We start from the raw sequence: 22,201 nt of genomic DNA on the forward strand, positions 1-22,201 counted from the left end.
ATAGAACAGATTAGTTTTAAAAATTCCTACCCTGTATGTTATTATAATCCTTTTATATCTTCTCTTAATTTCTTCAAAGCCCCATAAATTCTCTTCTCAACAGCTTTTACAGATATCCCTAAAATCTCAGCGATTTCCTTAAAACGCTTGCCTTCAATACGATTCATCATAAATGCAACACGTTGTGCTTCAGTTAAATTAGAAAGCGCATTTTGTATTTTATCTAAGTATTCATTTTCCTCCATAACGAATTCAGGAGATTCGTTGGTATGACTTTTTTGGGGAATTTCAGCATATTTTAATTTTACTTTTTCATGATTAGCCTGATTAATCATTAAATTATTAGCTGTGGTATATAAAAAACTCTTCGCTTTGTCTGGGGTAATTTTATGACAGTTTTGCCAAACTTTTAAAAATGCCTCTTGTACCTTATCTTCGGGATTCAATTTTTCTCCAAACTTATAATAGAGGAAAGTATAAAGTGATTTAGAGTATTTATTAAAGAAAGACGAGAAAAGTGTTTCATTACAAATGTCTTTGTCTATAGGTTTTTCCATTAAAATTTTAAAAATTTCTCTAAAATTAAAAAAAAATGAATAGCAGGGTAGGAATTTTTAAAAGAGAATTGTTTCAGAATAAAGAAGGCCTCATTTAATAATTTAAACCTAAAAAAAATAAATGATAATCATGAAAACTTCAAACAATCCTAAACTGTTAAAATTTTTAGCGATATCAGCTTTTATGTTGATGAGTTTTTTCTCTTGTCAGAAAGAAGCTGTTGATATTTCGCAACCTAATGATAATCAAACGTTTCAAGCAAGTTCAGAAATTAGTCAATTAATGTCAAGAACTGCCACTAATGATGGTTCAGTAGATAATATTATTGATAAAGCGAACTGTTTAGAGGTAAAATTACCTGTAACTGTAGTAGTTAATAATATTGAAATCATCATTGATTCTCAAGATGACTTCCAAGAAATTGAAGATATTTTCGATCAATTCGATAATGATATTGATCAGTTAGATATTCAATATCCAATTACAATTATTTCAGGAGATTTTACTGAAACTACAATTAATAGCCAAGCAGAATTAGAAGAGTTAATTCAATCATGTGCTGGTGAAAATGAAACAGATGATGATATCGAATGTATTGATTTTCAGTACCCTATTTCAATTTCAATTTTTAATACTTCTTTTGATGTAATTGAAACTAAGAAGATAAATAACGATCAAGAATTATATGTATTTATTGAAAACTTAGATGATAATACATTGGCAAGTTTAAATTTCCCAGTTACTATGGTATTAGCTGATGGTTCTACAGTAGCGGTGAATAATAATGAAGAATTAATCAGTACAATTAATCAAGCAAAAGATTCTTGTGATGAAGATGATGACTATGATTATGGAGATGATGATCTAGATTGTGATGTGAATTCTATCAAGAGAAATTTAAAAGAATGTTTCTGGGAAATCAGAAATGATAACGGAGCTTCAGGTTTCAAAGCTAAATTTAATGAAGACTTTACTTTCGTAGTTACGAATCCAAATGGAGTTGAAGAAGCGAGTGGAGCTTGGACGGTTACACAAGATGGAGATTACGCTTATGTTCAGTTAGATTCTAATTTCCAAGACTTTAACGGAAGCTGGAAAGTTGTTGAATGTGGAGATAACTTCTTAGAAATGACTGACGCTGCAGGTAACTTCACTAAGTTGGTTAAAGATTGTCCAGATAATTCTAATTTACCAGCGGTAAAAGAATTTATCAAAGAATGTAAGTGGTATATGTACTATTTAAAAGTAGGAGGTGAAGATTTAACTGCTCAATATCACGACTATCACTTTGATTTTAAGGAAGATGGAACGTTTATAATGACTACTGGTAATGATCAAGATTTACATGAAGGTACTTGGGTAGCACAAGAAATTGCTACTGGAGGAATTGCAATTACGTTATCGTCGCCAACTTTAACTAGTGATATTAATGATTACTACTTATTAGCAAGATTAGATGATGATAAAATGGTGCTTCAAGGTGAGCAAGAGCATACTTTAAAATTAGAAAGAGTTTGTGATGATAATTCAGGATCTGGAAATCAAGTTGCAAGAGTTAAAAATGCGATGAAAGAATGTACTTGGTCTGTGTATTACTTTGATTTAGATGGAGTTGACGTAACTCAAGAATTTCCAATTTACTTTTCATTTAACGAAGATGGAACATTTGCAGCTGAAGGAAACGGAGCTAACTATAGCGGTGAATGGGAAGTTATGATGTTAAACGACGGATCTACTGGAGTTGTAATTAGCTCTTCGGATTTACCATCTCAATTAGTTGATGAATATGTTGTTACGTTTGATGACAATGATAAAATTCATTTAGTAGATGCTCAGCAAAATACTCTTAAAATTAAAAAGGAGTGTAACTAAAAAAGAATTAAAAAGAAAATCGATTGTGCTATAATAGGGAGGTTTGCTTTAATCGATTTTATTATCCCCCATAATTTTTAATTATTTATTACTGCAACAAATAGGTCTGTATTTTCATACAGACCTATTTTTTTGGAATATAACTTTAGATATATTTTGGTAAAAGTTTAGGTGAAGTTGGAAAGAGATAATTAATTAGTGTGTCATATGATTTTTTAAAGTTCTTCAAATACTAAAAAGTAGCGTTTTTTTGACCTCTCTGAGAATCGCGTATTTGATTTTAATCTGTACATTTTCCCGAATACGAGATTTTGAACGCACCAGAAATTTTACAGATTTAGTTAGAATTTTTAGGGATTGTTAATTCTCTAATCAATTATATAAAATAAATAAGTCTGTATTTTCATACAGACTTACTTTTTCTATGGGGATTATTAAAATAATGATTTTCACGAGAAATCATTTTTCAAATTCATCAAAAGTTCCATCGCTATATAAAAGGATAACTTTTATAAGAGTTTTTAAATCATCAGCAGGAACTTTGTGTTCTTTACTTGTTGGCTCAGATTCGCGTATTTCGTTTTGAGTTTCATTTTTTATCGTCTGCGTGAATAATGATGGAGAAGTAGAATCTTCATTGTTTTTCGGAAAACTACCTTTACCATATAACAGCCAATCTAAATTAACTTCTTCAAAAGCTTTGTCTACTTTTAAAATAAAATCTAAGCTTGGTTTATTTCTACCAGATAATAGGTGAGAAATACTAGAGCGGGGAACATCAATTTTTTCTGCAAAATTTGATGAAGTCAAATTATAATAATCCAATATTACTTTTAAACGTTCAATCATGCTACAATTGTAAACAAATATTTAGTTTACGATTGTAAACATAATGTATTTTTCAATTGTAAACAAGAAAAATCAAGTATTTCTTCAATAAACCATGTTAGTAGATTAAAGTTTTACATCAATTAAAGACACATAAAAGACTCAAAAACAGATAATTAAAATCATAAAATAAAGAAAAACTATAAAGAAGTGGTTTTTAATGGTTTACAAATGGAATTTTGGGATTTTAAGAATAATAAGAGGTTTATTTACGTGTTACAAATGTAAATAGTTGATTATATTGGCCAGATTGAGAGAATTGAAGCTTTATTTTTGAATAAAATGAAGACATTATGGAAGAGATGTGCTCGATATCTCTTATTTAATGGGTAATTGTCCTTAAAAGACTGTTTACAACGACTTATAAACACTATTGTGTACCATAAATATAATTATATAGTCTATTTTAGATATTCTTATAGAAAATTAATGGTTATTTAGTATAATAAACACTTGTTTACATACGTAAACCTTTTATTTATGGAATAAAAAAAGCACCCAACAAAGTGAGTGCTTAATTATGTTTAAGATTGTAAACAGTTCAGTTTACTTCTCATTTTTTTTATCTATCCATTGTTTCGCATTTACAAATGCTTCCAACCATGGAGAAACTTCATCTTTTCTATTTTCAGGATAGTAAGGCCAGTTCCATTGGAATGTAGATCTTTCGATATGTGGCATAGTTACCAAATGTCTACCTGACTTATCACACATCATTGCAGTATTGAAATCTGATCCGTTTGGATTATGTGGATATCCTTCATAAGCGTACTTCGCGACAATGTCGTATTCAGATTCTTCTTTTGGTAAATTGAATTTACCTTCACCATGAGAAATCCAAACTCCCAAAGTAGTACCTTCTAATGAAGATAACATTACAGAGTTATTCTTTTGAACTTTTACAGATGTAAATGAACTTTCGTGTTTATGAGAATCATTATGAACCATTTTTCCATGTTCATCATGATCTGGATTTATTAATTCTAATTCCATCCATAATTGACACCCGTTACAAATACCAACAGATAACGTATCTTCTCTATTGAAGAAGTTCTTTAAAGCGGTATTTGCTTTTTCATTATATAAGAAAGCTCCAGCCCAACCTTTAGCAGAACCTAAAACATCTGAATTAGAAAAACCTCCAACTGCTCCAATAAATTGAATGTCCTCTAGAGTTTCTCTTCCAGATATTAAATCAGTCATATGAACATCCTTCACATCAAATCCTGCTAAATACATTGCATTAGCCATTTCACGTTCAGAGTTAGATCCTTTTTCTCTAATAATTGCAGCTTTAGGTCTAGGCAATGAACTATCAACTTTGGGAAGTTTTCCTGTAAAGTTTTGTGGGAAAGTGTACTCTAAAGGTTGATTTTTATAATTATTAAATCTGTCTTCTGCTAAATTATTAGCGGTCTGTTTCTGATCTAATAAATAAGAAGTTTTGTACCAAGTATCTCTTAATTCACTTACAGACAATGAATATAAATCATCGTTATTCTTGATATTCAATCTATCAGCTTCTACAACTGAACCAATTTTAAAGAATTCAATTGTGTTTTCATTTAAGATAGATTCTATAGAATCATCTTTAGATTGAATGATGATTCCGTTATTCTCAGAGAATAATAATTTAATAGAATCTTCTTCATTTAATCCAGATAAGTCGATGTTGGCTCCAGTATTCGTATTAGCGAAACATAATTCAAGTAATGTAGTAATGAAACCACCAGAAGCGATATCATGACCAGCAACAATTTTGTCATCTTTTATTAATTGTTGAATTACATTGAATGCTTTCTTAAAAAATAAAGCGTCTTTAATTGTAGGAGCTTCATTTCCTATTTTATTAATTACTTGTCCGAAAGAACTTCCTCCTAATTTGAAAGTATCTTGAGATAAGTTGATGTAGTAGATATTTCCTGCATTTTGTTGGAAAACAGGTTCTACTACTTTTGTAATATCATTACAATTTGCAGCTGCAGAAATAACAACAGTACCTGGAGAAATTACATCTTCATTTGGATACTTTTGTTTCATTGATAAAGAATCTTTTCCAGTAGGAACGTTAATTCCTAAATCAATAGAAAACTCAGAAACTGCTTTTACTGCTTTATACAATCTTGCATCTTCACCTTCATTTTTGCAAGGCCACATCCAGTTAGCAGATAAAGAAACTGATTGTAAACCATCTTTTAACGGAGCCCAAACAATATTAGTTAATGCTTCTCCAATTGAGTTTAAACTTCCTGCTGTAGAATCAATTAAACCAGAAATAGGAGAGTGGCCAATAGAAGTAGCAATTCCTTCTTTTCCTTTAAAATCTAAAGCCATTACACCAAGATTGTTTAAAGGAATTTGTAATTGACCCACACACTGTTGTTTAGCAACTTTACCACCAACACAACGATCTACCTTATTCGTTAACCAATCTTTACAAGCAACTGCTTCTAATTGTAGTACTTGGTTTAAATAATCGTAGAAATTTTCTTTAGAATAATTTACTTCGCTATAGTTTCTAGAAACTGTTACGTCGTTCATTATAGTTTTTGGTGAGCTTCCAAACATATCGTTCAGTGCCAAGTCCATTGGTTTATTACCTTTTGTTTGAGATTCGAATGTAAATCTATGATCATTAGTAACATCACCAACAGTATACATAGGAGATCTTTCTCTTTCAGCAATTCTCTCTAATGTATTTATATTTTCTTCAGAAATAACTAATCCCATTCTTTCTTGAGATTCATTTCCGATAATTTCTTTGTCAGATAAAGTTGGATCACCAACAGGTAACTGATCTAAATCAATTTTACCACCAGTATCTTCAACTAATTCAGATAAACAGTTTAGATGTCCACCTGCTCCATGATCGTGAATAGAAACGATTAAGTTTTCTTCACTTTCTACCATTCCACGTACTGCATTTGCTGCACGTTTTTGCATTTCAGGATTAGAACGTTGAACTGCATTTAATTCAATTCCAGTAGAAAACTCACCAGTATCTGCAGAAGAAACAGCTGCTCCTCCCATACCAATTCTATAATTTTCACCACCAAGAATTACAATTTTATCACCATCTTTTGGAGTATCTTTTAATGCTTGCTCAGCTTTACCATATCCGATTCCTCCGGCTTGCATTATTACTTTATCGAAACCTAATTTTCGTGCTTCTTCTTCATGTTCAAAAGTTAGCACAGATCCACAAATTAAAGGTTGTCCGAATTTATTACCAAAATCAGAAGCTCCATTTGAAGCTTTGATTAAAATATCAATTGGAGTTTGATACAACCAATCACGCTCATTCATTCCTTTTTCCCAAGGACGATTTTCTTCTAAGCGAGAATATGATGTCATATAAACCGCTGTTCCTGCTAAAGGAATAGAACCTTTTCCTCCAGCTAAACGATCTCTAATTTCTCCACCTGAACCTGTTGCTGCACCATTGAAAGGTTCAACAGTAGTAGGGAAGTTATGCGTTTCTGCTTTTAATGAAATAACAGATTCAAATTCTTTAGTTTCGTAATAATCTGGTTTATCTGCAGACTTAGGAGCAAATTGCTCAACTTTTGGTCCTTTAATAAACGCAACATTATCTTTATAAGCTGAAACAATATCATTAGGATTTTGTTTTGATGTTTCCTTAATCATTTTGAATAGGGAAGTAGGTTGTTCCTTTCCATCAATAACAAAAGTTCCATTAAATATCTTGTGACGACAGTGCTCTGAGTTTACTTGAGAAAATCCAAACACTTCTGAATCAGTTAATTTTCTTCCGATTCTTTCAGAAACTTCATTTAAATAATCAATTTCTTCATCACTCAATGCTAAACCTTCTTGTTCGTTATAAGATTTAATATCTTCAATTTCTAAGATAGGTTCTGGTGTAATATTTATAGTAAAAACTTCTTGATTAAGAGCATTGAATTTTTGAGAAATCATCGGGTCGAAATCTGTAAAATCTTCATTTACAGCATCAAATTCTTCGATACGGATAATTCCTTCAATCCCCATATTTTGCGTAATCTCCACAGCGTTAGTACTCCAAGGAGTAATCATAGCTGCTCTAGGCCCAACAAAAAAGGCGTCAATAGACGCCATATCAAGTTTAGGTTTATTCGCAAATAACCATGTAAGTTTTGAAATATCTTCAGTTGTTAATTCTTTTGATGTTTGAACAGCAAAGACTTTACTGTTTATGTTTCCAAAGAAATGAATCATTATGTGTTATTTAGGTTGTGTTGTTAAAAGCTACAAATTTACTTTTTTAATTGAATTATGAGTGTAAAAAAAGCAGCAAAATTTGCTGCTTTTATTTTCTACTTTACAAGTAGTTTTTTTGTCGTATTTCCGAGGTTACTTTTCATCTTAAGAAAGTAGGTTCCTGGACTTAATGTTTTTACTTTTATTCCTTCATCAGGATTGAATTTTGAAGATTTAAATACTTCTTTTCCGCTTACTGAGTAAATAACAATTTCTTCGATATCAATATTTACATTGTTCTTAATATATATAGTGTTATTAGAAATTGGGTTTGGGTAAATAGAAATTTTATTTAGTAATTCTTCAGATACACTTGCTGTTGCTGCATCATGAGTTCCGATGTTATCTACAACATCTTGAGCAAATTCATCCCATTCATTAGCTTTATCGAAAGTAGTGTTCGGATTTACCACGCTACTTTTACGTCTTAATGTTACATCCTTAGCAAAATTTCCTGATCCACCATTAAATACTCCGATGATATCAATTAATACATCATTCTTAAACAATCCAACAGGATCATTTCCATTGAAGTTAATTGGTTCGCCGTTGTTAGTACTACTGTTATTTGGATGAACGTAATCTGCTTCATCAATTAATTTTTGAAGTGCAGCACTACCATTAATAATAACATACACATCACCAGCGGCAATTGTTCCTGTTAAATTTAGAGGAGCAGACCAAGTTGATCCACCATTACCATTTCTTTTGATACTATAAACACTTAAATCAATCGGACTAGAAGTAACATTTGCAATTTCTAAAGCTTTGTTATTACTAGACCCTTCAACATATTCAGAGAAGAATAATTCGTTAGCACTTCCCGTACCTCCATCTGTTGTTGTTCCATTTACTGCTGTACTTAAAGCTGATTTATTATTAACAGCGTCTTTTGCTAAAACTTGGATAGTATATGTAGTTGAGGCTGTAAGTGAATTTATGGTATACGTATTAGTTGTTGGTTCTGCATTTAAGTTCCCATCAACGTAAACTTCATAGGCTGTCACGGCTGTGTTATCAGTAGAAGCAGTCCATGTAACTTTTAACGTTGTATCAGTTTCATTACTGATGACAATATTCGTTGGTACAGAAGGAGCTTGAGTATCTTCTAAAGTTTTAGGAGTAATTGCTGTACTTTGAGAAGATTCATTTCCAACAGCATCCTTAGCCAAAACAGTAATTGAATATGTTGTATTAGAATTTAAGTTATTTAATGTTGTGCTATTTGTAGTTACATTAGTTGTTAAGTTCCCATCAACAAACACATCATAACTAGTTACCGCAACATTATCTGTAGATGCGGTCCAAGACAAATCAATTGAAAATGTTGTAATATTCGAAGCTATTACATTTGTTGGAGTAGAAGGTGCTTCAGTATCTGTACTAGAATAAATTCCCCAAATATCTTCGGCATCTGGGCCTCCCCAAATTCTTGTAGCAAGTCTTGGATTATCTATAAAAGGATTTCTATTTCCTTGAGCGTAAGTGTTGCTTGTATTTTCGTGGAATGGATTTCTTTGTTTTTCAACGTCAGAAACAGGATCTTCAGCATTCCATTGTAAAAATAAATCAATCATATCATCAGGAGTTTGTGAAGAATCACCAACACCAACAAAAGTTGGTTTACACTGATTTCCATATCTCAAGTACATGTACATGATAATTCTTGCTACATCTCCTTTCCATTCATCACCAGGATACCATCCATTTGTAACAGAACCTGAATTTCCAGATCCAGTTGCGAATTTTTTATTTCCTCTTGATGAATTTCGTTGAGTATCTGAAGGTCTTAAATTATGAGCGTCTGCGTATGGTGGTCCATTTGTTCCTGCTGCATCTAAATCAGGACTTCCTAAAGAATTTGCAAAAACGTGCTCACGATTCCATTGTCCATTGTTACCTCCGTTTTCATTTATACCTCTAGTTCTAGCAGTTGTTCCAGAAGCGCTATAACCATAAATAAGTAATACCTCAGTACTATTTTCAGGGTTTACATCCGTAACTTTTGACGCATTCCAAATATCTGGAGTATAGTCTAGTGCATTTGTATGTGTGTTAATAATTTTTGTTGCTAATGCGTTTTTTAAAGCAACACCTGTAAGATTTAAATCTACGTCGTTGTAATAAGATTCTTGAGCGTATGCTGTTGAAATTGCAATACAGCTAACAAGAGTAAAGAGTAATTTTTTCATCATATAGAAATAATGATTTAATAAAAAGAATAGTTTATGTCTAATATTCAATCAGACTTAGTTTTTATCAGGAATCCTGTCTCGATCTATCTTTCCCTTTTTAATAGCTTTGTATTTTTCGTAGCAATTTAATACAGCTTCAATCATTTGTAAATCACTAGCTTTTTTGATAAAATATTCAGAATAGTTACAATCTCCTAATAACTTAGAAAGTTGTTGTTTGTCCATTTCTAAATATTCCATCATAACTTCTCGATCGAATTTACCAGCTAGCATTTTACGTAAATCGTCTTCTTTTTTAAGTTTTTGTAACTTTTTAAGTTGTTTGGGTTTCTTACCAAATAAACCATATACCAAATCAACAGGATTGAGGAGTTTAGCAATAGGAGAGGAGACCTTTTGTGGACGACCAACTTCATAGGTTTGTGGTAAACCATTCAGATGAATTCTAGTGAATCTATCTTTAGGTACTTGTTTAACATCCACTTCTAAAACTCCAATAAGTTTAGTTGAGTTAATCACAATTTCTTTTACTTCTTCAGGTTTTTCATTTAAGGAGATAACTAATTCGTTTCCTTTTAATAAGTCGTTAGTTACTTTTAATTTAATGGATTCAAAACCTAAATAAGAAACTAAAACGGTATCATTGGCTTTTGCCGTTAACTCAAAAAGTCCTTTCTCATTAGTTATAGTTCCAACTACTGAATTTAAGTTTAATATATGTGCAGCACTTAGTGCTTTTTTGGTATCAGAATGAATAATTTGTCCTTTTAATTTGTTTTGAGCCAAAACAGAAATAGAACAAAATAATAAAGAGATTATAAAAATACATTTACGCATATGCAATAATACGGATATTTACTATGATTATAGTTAATTATATGTAAAAGTAATTCCAAAAACTATTCCATAAAAAAATAAAGCCTTTCAGAATCGAAAGGCCTTATTGATCTCCTGTTGAGATCTCGAGGGAAGGAGGATAATTGTTAGTTGAAAGATACAAAATTAAGTTTTTAAAAAGGTGTTTTTTTTAATTAAGTTTTCGAAAAACTTTCCTTTAAAAAATGAAAAAACCATTAATAAATTGACTATTAATGGTTTGCTTTAATTTAATATTGTTTTTGTGCGCATAAGAAGATTCGAACTTCCACATTCATAAGAATACTGCCCCCTCAAGGCAGCGCGTCTACCAATTCCGCCATATGCGCGTAAACTAAAAAAGTTAAGCAATCTGCTTAACTTTTTGTGACCGGGCTGGGGCTCGAACCCAGGACCCTCTCCTTAAAAGGGAGATGCTCTACCAACTGAGCTACCCGGTCTTAAACTTTTTTCAAAGCGAGTGCAAATATACATGTACTATTTAAATGAAAAAACCTTTTTTAATCTTTTTTTATAGATATTTGCTTTTTTTCTGATTATGAGGATAGTTTTATTAGGATATATGGCTAGTGGAAAGTCTACAATAGGTAAAATTCTAGCTAAAAATCAAAATTTACCGTTTATTGACCTTGATGATTACATTGAAAGTAAGTTTGAAAAATCAATAAGTGATATTTTTAAAGATGAAGGAGAAATCTTTTTTAGGCTTCAAGAACATGAGGCTATAAAAGAAATTTTCGAAAAGCAAGATAAGTTTGTTTTGTCTTTAGGAGGAGGAACACCTTGTTATGCTAATAATATGGATTTAATTAATGGATTTGAAAACACCAATTCTCTTTATATAAAATTATCAATACCTACATTATATAAAAGATTACTCTCACAGAAACAAAACAGACCTTTGGTGGCAAATATTCCGGAGGAAGAACTTCAAGAATTTATTGCTAAACATTTATTTGAAAGAAGTTATTTCTATGAAATGGCAAAGTACAAAGTGAGAACTGATAACCAGAAAGTAGAGGACACCATAAATGAAATACAGCAACTGCTATTCTAAATAGGCAGTAATTTCATCATTTTTGAAATCAACTACAACATGTTCCTTGATAGAAGTTGATAAAGAAATTCCTTTAAAGTCAGCTTTTACTGGATATTTTTTATGATTACGATTTACTAAAACAGCAGTCTTAAACTTTTTTAATGGTACATCTAAGAAATGTTTAATTGCATATATTAAAGTAGTTCCAGAATGAAGTACATCATCTACTAATACCACTGATTTATTCATATAATCATCGGTGCTAATATCTGTAGTAACCGTATCTAAAGGACTTTTCTTATTCATACTAACTTTACATAAAGTCACTTTTAAGTCAGAGATCTCATTAATAATAGAAACAATTTTTTCCGCTAAAAAGAAGCCATTATCCGCAATTCCTGCTATTATTATTTCAGATTCTTTATAATTAACTTCATAAATCTGATAAGCGATTCTTCTAATTTTCTGAGCGATCTCAGTATTATTTAAAATAATATTATTCGTTTCTATCATACCACAAATTTAATCATCTTCTTCATTAGTTTCATAATAATCTTCAATATCTCTTCTATCTTTTTTTGTTGGTCTTCCAGTACCTTTTTTTCTATAGTAATCCTTGGCGAATTTTAATAATTCCGTTCTTTCGAACTCTTCCTTTGGAGTAAGGTCTTTTCGATACAAATCAACCAATTTTGCTCCAACACGACTTTCGGGAATGTCAATTACTTTTATTTTATAATTAATTTGGTTTTTACGAACGGTAATAATTTCACCTCCATAAACTTCTCGAGAAGGCTTTAAATTATTTTCTTCAATTTTCACTTGTCCTTTTTTACAAGCATTAGTAGCTATAGATCTTGTCTTAAATAATCTAATACACCACAAATATTTATCAATCCTCATACAAAAAGTTAATTTTTTTGCGTTTACTTTTTACAAAGTTATAAAAATGGTAAATTGCGCGACAAAATTACGATTAATGATAAAATTTAGACATCTTTTTTTAATAGGAATTATTTCACTCTTAGTTTACGCATGTGGAAGTGATGGAGGAGTAGCTGTAGACAATTTTGATCATTCTGGTCAAGCCTTAAAGGATAATGATACCCTTATCAAATTTTTTAAGAATCATTATTATGATGCAGTTGCAGGAGTAGTTAAACCGCTTGAAACTGGAGAAACAGCGCTTTTTGATGATCCTAAATTAAATTCAGAAATTGTTAAAGAGACTATTAATGATGTAGAAATTGATTATACATTATATAGTTATGTTATTGAACAAGGTACTTCTACTAAAGATTTCCCTACGGTAGTAGATTCTGTATTGGTTAATTATTCAGGTAGAAGAATAATCAATGGAGAAACATTAAATGATGAAGATTTTGATAGTAATATAAATACGTGGTTTGTTTTAGGTGCTGGAGTGATTAGAGGATGGACGTATGGGATTCCTAATGTAAAAGGAGGAACTAATAATACTTTACCTAATGAACCATTATCATTTACAGGTACAGGAAAAATTATATTATTCATTCCTTCTGGTTTAGCTTATAGAAATGTTGGAAGAGGGACAATTCTAGCAAATGAAAGCTTATTATTCTATGTTGAATTAAATGATAATATTGAGAATACCGATTCAGATAATGATGGTGTTCCTAATATTTTTGAAGATATTGATGGTGATGGATTACCTTGGAATGATGACACGGATGAAAATGGTATCGTGAATTTTGCCGATCCAGATGATGATGGTGATGGGATTCTAACAATTTTTGAAGATGCAAACAATGATGGAGATCCAACAAATGACTTTAGTGATCCGGATAATCCAACTTTACCAGATTATTTAAATCCTAAAATTAGAGTATCTAATCAATAATTAAGGAGTTTTTAAAAGACATATATCATAAAAAAGCAACACGAATGTGTTGCTTTTTTTTGCGGTAAATTCAAATTCATGCATGTTGATATTGATTTGTATTTAGGATACATTAATGTCAGAAGGTCTTCTAAGCAAACAAATAAGATTTCAGAATTCTTCTACTATAATAATACGAGTAAAGTAAACGGTTGAAATAAAACAGTTAAGGAATAGGCAGAATAGAGTGATGTAAATACGATAAGAATCCCTTATTTAGGGATTGCTTATTTCAGAGAATCAATGACTGTTTAATTATAGAGTTAATGACATAAAAAAAGCAACACTCAAGAGTATTGCTTTTGTATATATCGAAATGATTATTTCTTTAAAACCTGTAAGATAAACCAACTACGATTTGATTTACTCTTGTATCAAAGTTTGAGGTATCGGTACCAGTTAATCCAACCAATTCTGATTCAACATCAGAAAAAGCTCTATCCCAACGTGCTTCTATACCAAATTTACCTAATTCGATACCAGCTCCTATATTCATACCAACAGTAAAACCGTCTACATTAGTTTTTGAAATTAATTGACTAAAGCTTAAATCACCATCAAGTATGTATTGAAAAGATGGTCCAAGGTGAAAATATGCCACCTTAAAAAATTTCTTACCAATTAGAACGGGGATATCTATTTTTTGAAAATCATATCTAGCTGGTTCAGGAATATTTGTACCGGTAACAATATTTATATTATTAACATCAACTTGACTTTTTAAAGAAGTATATACTAATTCAGGACGAATATACCAACCTACCATTGGTAATTTAAAGCGTAACCAAATACCTGCATGATATCCAGTTCTACTTTCTGCATTTCCATCGATAATATCATCTGCGACTTCTAAAAAAGAATCGGAGTTGTAGTTAATACCTCCTTTAATACCAAAATGAATTTGTGCATCTGCAAATTGAGTAGAAGCAACAAATAAGCATAATACTAAAATTAGTTTTTTCATATTCTTGTAATTTAAGTGTTTGTACTAAACGTTTTTTAAGAATTATTATTTCCTTTTCAATACTTTCTTAACAGCTTCAACTACAGCTTCATCATTAATTTTATACTTTTTCATTAATTCGGCAGGAGTAGCTGATTCTCCAAAGCTATCGTTTACTGCAACGAATTCTTGTGGAGTAGGAGTGTTTTGTGCTAAACAACGAGCAACACTTTCTCCAAGTCCACCAAATTTATTGTGCTCTTCAGCAGTTACAATACATTTAGTTTTAGCAACAGATGCTAAGATAGCTTCTTCGTCTAATGGTTTAATTGTATGAATATTGATTACTTCAGCAGAGATTCCTTCTTCTTCTAATTTTTCTGCTGCTTGTAAAGATTCCCATACTAAATGACCAGTAGCAACAATAGTTACGTCAGTTCCTTCTGTTAATTTAACTGCTTTACCAATTTCGAATTTTTCATCGGTTGGCATAAATACTGGTACTTTTGGTCTACCAAAACGTAAATAAACAGGACCATCATGCTCTGCAATAGCAATAGTTGCAGCTTTAGTTTGATTATAATCACATGTGTTAATTACAGTCATCCCAGGTAACATTTTCATCAAACCAATATCTTCTAAGATTTGGTGAGTAGCACCATCTTCTCCTAGTGTTAATCCGGCATGAGAAGCACAAATCTTTACATTCTTATGAGAATATGCGATTGATTGACGAATTTGATCATAAACACGTCCAGTAGAAAAGTTAGCGAATGTTCCGGTAAATGGAATTTTACCACCAATTGTTAATCCAGCAGCTATTCCCATCATGTTAGCTTCAGCAATTCCTACTTGAAAAAAACGTTCTGGATGATTTTTTTCAAATTCATTCATTTTTAATGAACCTGTTAAATCAGCACATAATGCAACAACATCAGGATTCGTCTTTCCTAATTCCGTTAAACCATCTCCAAAACCAGATCTAGTATCTTTTTTCTCTGTGTATGTATATTTTTTCATTGTTGTGTTGTAAATTCGGGTCAAAAATAAACTTTTAATAAAGACAACGATTATAAATTCATCAATTCTTTATATAATTTATGAACAGGTAATCCCATAACATTAAAGTAGCTTCCTTCAATTTTATCTATGCCTACTTTTCCAATCCATTCTTGAATTCCGTAAGCACCTGCTTTATCAAAAGGTTTAAAAGTAGTTATGTAATAATGTATCTCTTCATCGGTTAAATCTCTAAAAAACACTGTAGTAGAGTCATTAATGATTCTTTGAAAACTCTTGTTTTTTAAACTAACTGATGTTATTACTCGATGCGTATTTCCAGATAAGCGTTTAAGTATATCAAATGCTTCGTTATAATCTTTCGGCTTTCCTAAGGCTTGATCGTTAAGCCAGACTATTGTATCAGACGTTATTAACAAATCTTTCTCACTTAATTCATCATGAAAAGGTTGTGCTTTTAGGTCGGCTAAATAGTCAGTTATCTGTTCTGCTTTTAGATGTTCAGGATATATTTCGTCTACACTCTTCAATCTGATTTCAAAATTTAAATCTAAATCTTTAAAGAATTGTTGTCTACGTGGCGATCCTGAAGCAAGAATTATATTGTAGTTTGCTAATTTTTCTTTTAGCATTTTAGAAGCTTTTTTTAAGTCTAGCTAAATCTCTTTTGCTATCTCTATCCTTAATTGTTTGACGTTTGTCATGAGTCTTTTTACCTTTTGCTAGGGCAATTTCAAGTTTTGCCCAACCATTTTCATTAATAAACAAACGTAAAGGAACAATTGTATTTCCTTTAGCTTCAACCTCACGAGCTAATTTTTTTAATTCTTGTTTGTTTAATAACAATCGTCGTTCACTTTTTGGATTATGATTGTAATGATGACCAAAGGCGTATTCTTCAATATACATATTGATCACAAATAATTCTCCACGTTCATTAAATTCACAAAAACTTTCTGTGATTCTAGCTTTACTTTGGCGAATTGATTTGATTTCAGTTCCTGTAAGTTGAATTCCAGCCGTATACTTATCTAAAATCTCGTATTCAAAACGAGCTTTTTTATTCTGTATGTTTATATTTTTCTGCATAAATCAATCTCAGCAATTATGATACAAAGATAGAGGAATTAATACTCTTATTTTGTAGTTAAAAACGAAAGGTTGTATGATAATCCAAAATTACCATAAACACTACTTAAAGATCCGCCTCTAGCTTTTACGTAACCAATTCCACCTCTTAAATTTAAAGTATTCGTTAATTTGTAATTAAGACCAAAACTAGGTTTAACAATTAATCCTTCTCCAGTACTTATTCCGCCACCACCAGCAGCTCCTCCAAGTACTTGAGCAAATACACTAACTTTATTGTTAAAAAATGTATTTGATTCAACTCCAAGACCAACGATTCCTTCGGCATAAGCACCAGCATCTCCAAAGTTGGCAAATGAAGTTTGACCCGCACCATAAATGTATTTATTTAGGAATACATTAATTTGAAGTGAAATTTGGTGCATGTCTTGTTCAAATCCACCATTTCTACTAGCATCTAGATACCAATCTTGTTTTAGAATGGTTTGAACTCCTTTTAAGACTGTTTTCCCAGAATTGTTATGACTAGTTTCAATTCCGTCTTTTTCAACATAATACTTTAACCCAAATCCTAGAGTAGAGGATAGGAAATGACTATCTGGACTCATTAAATATCCTTTATTGATAGACACATACATATTGTCGAATACTTTTTGTTCAATGGAAAGATCAGGGTAAATTAAAAATCCTCCTTTTGTATCAACTCCGCCACCTCCTCCGGCACCTACACCGAATTTAGCTTGGATATTTGTTCTGTTTTTATTCATTGATAAGTGATAACCACCACCAACAAAAATATCCATATACCCAGCAGGAATACCACTGTACGCTCCATCTGCTTTTATAAAATAGAACCAGTCATCACTTAAAAAAGAAGAGAATTCAAATCCAGCTAACCTAATTGTTCTACCATTCATTGAACTTCCATCCACGAATTTAGAATCACCTTTAACAGATAAGTTGTTCAAATGAACCATTGCACTTATCCTATGGCTTTTAGAATTCCATTTGGTTTCTTTCAAATTGTCAGTATCAAATTTATCTTGTCTTTTTTCAAAATCTGTATAATCGAAAGATAGAGGAATTTGAGCGCTAGCATATAACTGATTACTAGTAATGGTTCCACCATCAAAGAAATCAATGTAACTCCAACCTGCAGAAAGAGAAAAATACTTAAAGTCATAACCTAAATTCACATGAGGAAGAATAAAAGCACCACCACCATCAGGAGCACTGGCACCACCACCGCCTCCGAAATGTAAACCTGCATCGACGAAGACATTTCTATATATTTCTTTTTTTATTCCAAGATTTAAACCTAAAGTGAAAAAACCACCTCTAATTCCACCAACAGCTCCGTAAAAACCAAGACCTGCATAACTCCAGTCGTTTAACATTGCATTGTAGTGAATTCCTGTAAAATCCATGTTTGACTCGTTACCATCTGGCATATCAATAGATAAGAAATCTAATTGAGCAAACCCAATTTGGGTTTTCTTTTCAGGAGTTTCATTTTGCGCGTAAAAAAAATGAACGCTAAATGTTAATACTAACAATAGCGTTCTTGGTATATTATTTACCATTAGTAAGTTTTAGTAAGGTTTATGAATTTCTTTTCTTTTGCCGTTTACATAAGAAGCTACGAATGCATCACCGAATCCAATTTTAAGCAATTGACGTCTAAAGTTTTGAGCTTCTTTTAAAGTTGAAAATAATCCAATTGAATATCTTAAATATTCTTCATTAGATAATGTTCCTGCGATAGTTTTAGAAAGTAAAGGATATCTTTTCTCACTAAAAGCTCCTATTTGTACAGAGTAAACAACTTCGTTTTTAATATTATTCTTGATTTTACTAATTCCACTTTCTAATCCAGTTGAACCCTCTTCAGAAGAGTCATAGTCATCTGATTCAGAATCAGAATAATCAGAATTTTCAGTAATATCACCAATGCTATCAAGTACTCTTGTAGCTTCGGCTCTTTTTATTTCATCGATATTTACACTAGAAGGTGATTGGTTTTGAAAGAAGTAAACAGCAGCTGCAATTGAAACACCTGATAAAAAACTTAATAAAATGTTTCTGTTTCTAGCAGTACTTTTTACATCGCCTATCTCTTCTTCTTTCTCAGATAACTCAGATGTTAAATCCTCGTTTTTCGAATTAAGATTTTTAATTTCTTGTTGTAAATCTTCGTATTCTTGATCGTTTAAAAAAGGCATGTTTATCGGCTAGTTTAAAAATTCTTACATAGCTAAAATACAAATCTTTTCGAAATAGCATAATTATGGGAAGTAAAAGGGGACGGAAGCCTTAAATTTTATTAAGGCTTCCACGTGTTTCCCCCTTAAAACACTTATAGTAGTTACTCTTTATAAAAGTTGTAACCATTCCAAATATACTAAAATCTAGTGAATCTTATGGCTGATAATCATAACTTTAGAGTTGTTCTCTAAGGTCGTCAGGAATAAAAACAGATTCCCTCCATCTTTAATTTTCGTTTCTTTCCTGATTTGCGCAACTGTTTTTGGGAAGTTTCTTATTGTAATATTGGCTTTTTTATCAGGTATATTTTTTTTGATTTCCTTCTTATTGTATGGAATTACTTTATCGATTATAAATGTTCTTCCAGGAAAGGTAACCAAGTCTTCAGATGTATATAAATGTGAATGTTGATGTAATTTGTTTACATCAAATTGCTGTGTGATTTCTTTAAAACCACCAGCTTTTAAAATTGCAGCATTAGGCTCATATAAATATTTAAGAGGTAAAGAATATTTAGGCTCGTCTAATTGATTACTATGCAAATAGAAATTAAACTCTTCAATTGTATCTTTTTTAAAGTTTACAGTTTTTAATAAAGTTTCTTCCTTATGGTCTTTTTTAAGAATGAATAATAATTCTTTAACCTCATTATTTATGGCAACAACATGTACCTCTTTAGTAAACTTTAATTCTCTAATGGTATTTGATATATCTAAAATAGGAGAGACTTTAATCAGAATGTTGTCTGACTTTGAGAATAATATATCTATTTCTTCTGGAATATTAGGAGAACAATCTTTTAATAAAAAGACTTTGTTTTTTGAATCGTCTCTTCTTGATGGATCGGTGTAAATCCAATCGAAATGATCAGTATTATTACTTTTTAAATATTCAATTCCGTTGCAGGCTTTTGTTTGAATATTATTAGCTTCTAATTTTTTATAATTATGGTTAACTATAGTCGATAGTTCTTCATTTATTTCACAATGAATTACACTATTCACGTTTTTTGAAAAATAATATGAATCTACACCAAATCCACCACTAATATCAATTAGCGTTTCACCTTTAACCAAATTAGCTTTGTATTTAGCTGTAATTTCAGATGAAGTTTGTTCAATAGAAACTTTGGGCGGATAATAAATGTCCTCCGTATTAAACCAACTTGGTAATTTGTGTTGACTTTTTTTCTTTGCGACTATCTGATTTGCGAGTTCCTGAACTGAAATTTCATCAAAAGGACTCCCTTTAAATAAGATTTTAGAGATGTCTTCATTCAAATTCGAATCTATAAAAGATTGTACTTCAGTATTTAAAATTTTTAAGTTCAAAAAAAGAAAAAATTAATGCTATTTAACACCAAAAATACTCATAATTTTTAGGAATTTCGCGCGCTCATTGCAAACAAATATTATATATGAAAAAAACATTTTTAGCTGTATTTGCATTATTTGCTAGTTCTGCAATACAAGCGCAATTTTATGTTTCTGCTAGTGGAGGATATGCTGTAGGAGCTAATGAAAAAGTCTTAGGGTCTAATGTTTCGGCAACAGGAGTTTCTGAGTTAGAAGGAAGTTATGGAGAAGGATTACATACGCAAATTAGAGGTGGTTATTTCTTTAATGATAAAATTGGAGTAGAAGTAGGAGTTGGTTATGTTTTTGGTTTGGATCAAGATATTAGTAAAACTTCTGGTGTTCCAACATTACCAGAATCAATGGTTGCTGGACGAGGAAGAGCTTTTGGAGCATCTTTAGTTGGTATTTATAATTTTACTGATAACATTTATGTTAGAGCTGGTTTACTAACAAAATTAGGTGGGAAAACAGAGGCGACTGGAAGTGTAAATACAGCATTACCTGTTTATGATGCTGCTGGAAATGTTATAGCCGCACCTGCACCAACTAGTATTGATTTTACTACTAACTTTAGAGGGGAGTTTCCAATTGGTTTTGTAGGTGCAATTGGTTATAAGTTTGAACTTTCAGAAAAGATTTGGTTATTTACTGAATTGGAATACATGAATATTGATGTAACTAGAGATACTTCTGATTTAGGAAGCTTTTCAGCTGTAAGAACAGATGGTAGAGTTGTAACTAGAGATGAGTTAACCAATACAATTACAGTATTAACGTCTCCACTTTCTACATTACCTGATTCAACAAAAGCAAGCTTAACTTCTCTATCATACTTAATCCGAGATGAGTTTACTTGGGGAACAGAAGGAACTGTAAAACCTGATGCTCCGTATTCTTCATTTGGAATAAATATTGGAATCATGTACGAATTCTAAATAAAAAAAGCGACTGAAATCAGTCGCTTTTTTTATTTATTTCAATCCTTTTGTTTTGGATATATCGGAAAGGTTAAAGCTCGTATCATCAACATCGGCGTTTGTAAAGTCCGCACCAGTTAAATCTTTAGCTTTCGTAAATTTTGCTCCAGTTAAATTAGCTTCTCTAAAAGATGTATTTTTCGCTCTACCATTAGAAAACTGTACGTTTTTCAAATTAGCATAAGATAAATCTGCATCATTTAATATAGCAGTATTCATTTCGCAATTTTCTAAATTCGAATGAGATAAGTTGATTCCTGCTAAATATTTTCCAGATAAATTAGTGTTTCTTAAATCGCAATATGAAAAGTCAATATTATCAAACAAAGCGCCTAATTGATTGTTGCTCATTTCCGAATCAATAAGGTATAGTAATACTTGAGTTCTTTCTGGACTATAATACACAGTTGATTTCCCATCTTCATCTAAGTATCGATATGGTTTTAAGGCATTACATAAAGAAACAATCCTATTTCTAGTTTTTTTAGAATAACCGTTATCAATAGCATCAAATAATTTTGTTAATTGATAACTATAAGAAGATCGTCTAGATCCTTCAACTAATAAGTTTTGAGTCTTAATTAGTTCATTTTGCTTAATTAAAATGTATAATGAAATTAATGAAGGAACTAAAGAGAAGAGCAATAGAATTACACTTAATAATCGTACTCGAACAAATCTCTTAACCAATGAAGTTAATAAGCTTGCCGAAGTATTTGGAGATACTTTTTCTTGTGTATGAAATTCTGTAAACCACTGATTAAAGTTATTTTTTAAAGATGCACCTGCAAACATACTCCAGGTCCAAGAAAGTGTTTTTTTAGTTCTTTCTTGCTTTTTTCTTTTTTTTAGAGCCGCTTTATCTTGTTCTTCGCGTAGAATTTCGTTTTCTTTTCTAAGTTTTTCTAATTCTTCTTGAAAATTATCTTCCATATTACGAGTA

Annotated in this window: 19 protein-coding genes and 2 tRNA genes; 4 read left to right on the top strand and 17 right to left on the bottom strand. The window is 31.1% G+C overall.

Annotation, left to right across the window (positions count from 1 at the left end):
• Nucleotides 1–41: 41 nt before the first annotated feature.
• Nucleotides 42–557 (bottom strand): RNA polymerase sigma factor, encoded by a 516-nt coding sequence (locus ABNT61_RS02235; protein WP_348711784.1) that lies wholly within the window; start codon nucleotides 555–557, stop codon nucleotides 42–44.
• A gap of 130 nt (nucleotides 558–687) precedes the next feature.
• Between ABNT61_RS02235 and ABNT61_RS02240 the strand changes: the two genes are divergently transcribed.
• Nucleotides 688–2,430 carry a hypothetical protein gene (locus ABNT61_RS02240; RefSeq protein WP_348744669.1) on the top strand — a complete coding sequence of 581 codons (1,743 nt, stop codon included), beginning with the start codon at nucleotides 688–690 and terminating at the stop codon, nucleotides 2,428–2,430.
• Between the two features lie 459 nt (nucleotides 2,431–2,889).
• Here the strand turns inward: ABNT61_RS02240 and ABNT61_RS02245 are convergent, their stop codons facing one another.
• The 6 genes from ABNT61_RS02245 to ABNT61_RS02270 all read right to left on the bottom strand — a co-directional run bounded on the left by ABNT61_RS02245 (nucleotide 2,890) and on the right by ABNT61_RS02270 (nucleotide 11,089).
• Nucleotides 2,890–3,279: a helix-turn-helix transcriptional regulator gene (locus tag ABNT61_RS02245; RefSeq protein WP_348744670.1), complete on the bottom strand. Its 390-nt coding sequence runs from the start codon at nucleotides 3,277–3,279 to the stop codon at nucleotides 2,890–2,892.
• Nucleotides 3,280–3,864: 585 nt separating this feature from the next.
• On the bottom strand, nucleotides 3,865–7,536 hold the full coding sequence (purL, locus tag ABNT61_RS02250) for a phosphoribosylformylglycinamidine synthase (protein ID WP_348744671.1): 3,672 nt from the start codon (nucleotides 7,534–7,536) through the stop codon (nucleotides 3,865–3,867).
• A gap of 98 nt (nucleotides 7,537–7,634) precedes the next feature.
• The gene (locus tag ABNT61_RS02255) at nucleotides 7,635–9,773 is read right to left on the bottom strand and encodes an endonuclease (protein ID WP_348744672.1); all 2,139 of its coding nucleotides are present in this window, start codon (nucleotides 9,771–9,773) and stop codon (nucleotides 7,635–7,637) included.
• A 54-nt stretch (nucleotides 9,774–9,827) separates the two neighbouring features.
• Nucleotides 9,828–10,610, bottom strand: a complete 783-nt coding sequence (locus ABNT61_RS02260) for a carboxypeptidase-like regulatory domain-containing protein (RefSeq protein ID WP_348744673.1) — start codon at nucleotides 10,608–10,610, stop codon at nucleotides 9,828–9,830.
• 284 nt (nucleotides 10,611–10,894) lie between these two features.
• A tRNA-Leu gene (locus tag ABNT61_RS02265) sits at nucleotides 10,895–10,978 on the bottom strand.
• 38 nt (nucleotides 10,979–11,016) lie between these two features.
• Nucleotides 11,017–11,089, bottom strand: a tRNA-Lys gene (locus ABNT61_RS02270).
• Nucleotides 11,090–11,187: 98 nt separating this feature from the next.
• Between ABNT61_RS02270 and ABNT61_RS02275 the strand changes: the two genes are divergently transcribed.
• The gene (locus ABNT61_RS02275; protein ID WP_348744674.1) at nucleotides 11,188–11,706 is read left to right on the top strand and encodes a shikimate kinase; all 519 of its coding nucleotides are present in this window, start codon (nucleotides 11,188–11,190) and stop codon (nucleotides 11,704–11,706) included.
• Here ABNT61_RS02275 and ABNT61_RS02280 read toward each other — a convergent pair.
• Nucleotides 11,698–12,201 carry a phosphoribosyltransferase family protein gene (locus ABNT61_RS02280; RefSeq protein WP_348711793.1) on the bottom strand — a complete coding sequence of 168 codons (504 nt, stop codon included), beginning with the start codon at nucleotides 12,199–12,201 and terminating at the stop codon, nucleotides 11,698–11,700. The genes ABNT61_RS02275 and ABNT61_RS02280 overlap by 9 nt on opposite strands.
• Before the next feature lie 9 nt (nucleotides 12,202–12,210).
• Entirely contained in the window at nucleotides 12,211–12,591 is a 381-nt protein-coding gene (locus ABNT61_RS02285) for an RNA-binding S4 domain-containing protein (RefSeq protein WP_348711794.1), read from the bottom strand.
• Between the two features lie 76 nt (nucleotides 12,592–12,667).
• On the opposite strand from ABNT61_RS02285, the gene ABNT61_RS02290 reads away from it, so the two are divergent.
• Nucleotides 12,668–13,567 carry an FKBP-type peptidyl-prolyl cis-trans isomerase gene (locus tag ABNT61_RS02290; protein ID WP_348744675.1) on the top strand — a complete coding sequence of 300 codons (900 nt, stop codon included), beginning with the start codon at nucleotides 12,668–12,670 and terminating at the stop codon, nucleotides 13,565–13,567.
• A gap of 367 nt (nucleotides 13,568–13,934) precedes the next feature.
• Here the strand turns inward: ABNT61_RS02290 and ABNT61_RS02295 are convergent, their stop codons facing one another.
• The 7 genes from ABNT61_RS02295 to ABNT61_RS02325 all read right to left on the bottom strand — a co-directional run bounded on the left by ABNT61_RS02295 (nucleotide 13,935) and on the right by ABNT61_RS02325 (nucleotide 20,254).
• A complete protein-coding gene (locus tag ABNT61_RS02295; RefSeq protein ID WP_348744676.1) occupies nucleotides 13,935–14,570 on the bottom strand; it encodes a porin family protein in 636 nt (211 codons plus the stop codon).
• Between the two features lie 45 nt (nucleotides 14,571–14,615).
• Nucleotides 14,616–15,569: a transketolase family protein gene (locus tag ABNT61_RS02300; protein WP_348741783.1), complete on the bottom strand. Its 954-nt coding sequence runs from the start codon at nucleotides 15,567–15,569 to the stop codon at nucleotides 14,616–14,618.
• Nucleotides 15,570–15,619: 50 nt separating this feature from the next.
• A complete protein-coding gene (locus ABNT61_RS02305; protein ID WP_348744677.1) occupies nucleotides 15,620–16,201 on the bottom strand; it encodes a Maf-like protein in 582 nt (193 codons plus the stop codon).
• A 1-nt stretch (nucleotide 16,202) separates the two neighbouring features.
• Nucleotides 16,203–16,658 carry an SsrA-binding protein SmpB gene (gene smpB, locus ABNT61_RS02310; protein ID WP_348711801.1) on the bottom strand — a complete coding sequence of 152 codons (456 nt, stop codon included), beginning with the start codon at nucleotides 16,656–16,658 and terminating at the stop codon, nucleotides 16,203–16,205.
• A 47-nt stretch (nucleotides 16,659–16,705) separates the two neighbouring features.
• Nucleotides 16,706–18,241: a hypothetical protein gene (locus ABNT61_RS02315; protein ID WP_348744678.1), complete on the bottom strand. Its 1,536-nt coding sequence runs from the start codon at nucleotides 18,239–18,241 to the stop codon at nucleotides 16,706–16,708.
• A gap of 9 nt (nucleotides 18,242–18,250) precedes the next feature.
• Nucleotides 18,251–18,880: a hypothetical protein gene (locus ABNT61_RS02320; RefSeq protein ID WP_348744679.1), complete on the bottom strand. Its 630-nt coding sequence runs from the start codon at nucleotides 18,878–18,880 to the stop codon at nucleotides 18,251–18,253.
• A 186-nt stretch (nucleotides 18,881–19,066) separates the two neighbouring features.
• Nucleotides 19,067–20,254, bottom strand: coding sequence for a THUMP-like domain-containing protein (locus tag ABNT61_RS02325; protein WP_348744680.1), 1,188 nt, complete (start codon nucleotides 20,252–20,254; stop codon nucleotides 19,067–19,069).
• 86 nt (nucleotides 20,255–20,340) lie between these two features.
• On the opposite strand from ABNT61_RS02325, the gene ABNT61_RS02330 reads away from it, so the two are divergent.
• Nucleotides 20,341–21,216: an outer membrane beta-barrel protein gene (locus ABNT61_RS02330; RefSeq protein ID WP_348744681.1), complete on the top strand. Its 876-nt coding sequence runs from the start codon at nucleotides 20,341–20,343 to the stop codon at nucleotides 21,214–21,216.
• Nucleotides 21,217–21,252: 36 nt separating this feature from the next.
• Here ABNT61_RS02330 and ABNT61_RS02335 read toward each other — a convergent pair whose 3' ends face one another.
• On the bottom strand, nucleotides 21,253–22,191 hold the full coding sequence (locus ABNT61_RS02335; RefSeq protein ID WP_348744682.1) for a pentapeptide repeat-containing protein: 939 nt from the start codon (nucleotides 22,189–22,191) through the stop codon (nucleotides 21,253–21,255).
• Between the last annotated feature and the right edge of the window lie 10 nt (nucleotides 22,192–22,201).

The organism is Tenacibaculum sp. 190524A05c (genome assembly GCF_964036595.1).
Taxonomy (GTDB): domain Bacteria; phylum Bacteroidota; class Bacteroidia; order Flavobacteriales; family Flavobacteriaceae; genus Polaribacter; species Polaribacter platacis.